The organism is Pseudoalteromonas sp. Z1A6 (genome assembly GCF_011378745.1).
Taxonomy (GTDB): Bacteria; Pseudomonadota; Gammaproteobacteria; order Enterobacterales; family Alteromonadaceae; genus Pseudoalteromonas; species Pseudoalteromonas arctica.
The window spans coordinates 1-2,352 of the sequence record NZ_WTKW01000491.1 but is presented as its reverse complement, the minus strand read 5'-3'; the positions used below and the strand labels follow the sequence as shown (position 1 = coordinate 2,352).

1 protein-coding gene is annotated in these 2,352 nt (G+C 35.3%); it reads right to left on the bottom strand.

The window, feature by feature from the left end; genetic code table 11:
• Positions 1 to 240 precede the first annotated feature (240 nt).
• On the bottom strand, positions 241 to 2,307 hold the full coding sequence (locus tag GQR46_RS18820) for an agarase (protein ID WP_165742068.1): 2,067 nt from the start codon (positions 2,305 to 2,307) through the stop codon (positions 241 to 243).
• Positions 2,308 to 2,352 lie beyond the last annotated feature (45 nt).

Sequence of the window (2,352 nt, the reverse complement as noted above, 5' to 3'; positions counted from 1 at the left end):
GTCAATCTTACGAGCATCGACGAGGGTGGGTTGAAGATAAGCTGCTTAAAATTAACAAGACACCCAATCTAAATTTTTTATTCAAAAATTAATGCTTAAGTTTTTTTATGCGTTAACGACTAGTTATGCATTTAGTAAGTATTACAAACAACAAAATGGTATTCATAATTTATGAATACCATTTTAATGTTCAGTAAAAGCTTATTTAAACTACTTACCTCAACTGCTTATAATAGAAATTTAAAGTCTACGCGTAATACTCTCGTCTGAGTTTATTACTTGTAAAGCTGCACTTGTGGCAAAACCACCCGCATCATCAAAGGTGACATTAATCCAGTTACTGCCTTGTAAAATGTCATGAGGTACAGGGATTTCAATCACGCCAAAGAAGCTTGCACGACCGTTACGGGTTTTACCGTTCTTTTGGTCATATCCTCTAAAGTCTTTTGGCACTGTTACCGTAACACCATTCACTTTTACAACTGGAACAAGAGACTTACCATGAGCGCGGCCCATACCTAAGCGTAATACAGCTTCACCTTGGGCTCCCACTTCAACATTTTTAATATTAAATAATAGACTACTATTCGCCTTAATCGGCTTTTTATAAGTTGTTGCGTAATACTTTGTTTCTTGATTTACTTTATCAATGTTTATCTTGTTTTGATAAGTAATGGTCATAATCTTAGTACTTTCTTTCGGTAAAAATACGGTACCTGGCACACTCGTTAGGTTTTTAGTTTCCAATAACGCATGGTTATTATTATCGTAAGATAACGTTTTTATTTGAACTGATTTAACCGAGTTACCCGTAATACCCAATGCTTTCAATGAAATATCAGTATCTTCAAACTCTAAACTCGTCATGATGATGTGTGCTTTATTATTTTGCACATACGCATCAACCATTATATCTAAATCTGATGCCCAACTATCAACATGCGTACCTCGAACATTCGACCATAATTGATAAAACTTCACTAAATCAGTGTATACCCATTGTGTACCTGTTTGACCTGCTTTCTCAAAATTTTGACGCATTAAACGGTTTTCATATGGGTAACCGGTATCACCATGTCTACCCCATTCAGCTTTCACTGGAATAAATGGGATAGCTTTAGCAATAACATTAGGGCGTTCTAAAAATTGTGTTAATAACGCATTATAACCACGTAATTTTTCAGCATCGCGAACATGCGTCCATGGTTTATTACGTAATGAATGCACCGAAGCACCATATTCAGAGATTAATAATGGTTTAACTCGACCAAACTTAATCGTTGAATATTGCTCTAACATATCAAGGGTTGCTTCAACATTACTACCACGTCTATATTCTTCGCCGCGTGGGTGAGTAGGAAAATCATATAAATGAATTGAAAAAACATCCATATCTTTGCCTCCCGTGTCGATAAATAATTTATCGTTGTCTTCCCAGCGTTGGAAGTTATCCCAATCATAATTAGGGAATGCTGTGGTATATCCAGCAATTTTAACGCCTTTATTTAACTTTTCGTTATTTGTTTTACGAACTTCTTTAGCGACACTGGTGTGGTAACTAAAAATATCAGAAATAGGAGCTTTTGCTCTGCCATCTTTAGGATCGATATTAAGATCGTAAAGAGGTTCGTTAACTACCTCTATAAACGCAGGTTTTGGATGACCTACTGCAGTATTACTTTGCGCAAAGTAATTTTTTAAGAACTGGCCCATATAGTGACCTGTTGCTGTACCAAGTGGCTCTTGCGCTGTATCTGTTTGTGAGAAAGCCCAACCAGTATTGCCAATGTTAGTACCATCAGGATAATACGGGTGAACTTGACCTGCAACAACCATATTTTCTGATCTATTTTTAAAACGTCTACCATTAACGAATCTGGCCTGAGTGCTTTTTTCAAAGGTATTTACTGCTGCTTTCCCTAGAGTTGTTGCGGTTGATTCGTCAATAAAACCTGAACGGATGTTATCTTGTGCTTGACCAAAAAGTTGGTTTTTCATATACCCTGTATCACGACCAAAATATACGTCGTAACCTTTGATGAATTTTCCGATCAAATCATCTAATTCATTATTACCTTTGCTATCATCATTCCAATCATTTTCAGTTGGTGCTGAATGTAACGAAATAAACTTTTCACGATTGAAACTTTGAATATTACCGATACGATGTTTAGTATCTAAATTAACATCAACGTTAACTTTATTTGTAGCCGCTATTACATTACTTGTAAAAGTAGCTGTAAGTATTGGTAGAGCGATAATTAATGCTTTATATAGCATTGAATAATTTTTTTGCTTGTTTATCATATAGTATCTCGGATGTTTAGATGTTGTAATTATTTCCATATAAGA

Coding starts and splice junctions, on each gene's coding strand:
- GQR46_RS18820 (WP_165742068.1), bottom strand. CDS start 2,307: ATGATAAACAAGCAAAAAAATTATTCAATGCTATATAAAGCATTAATT.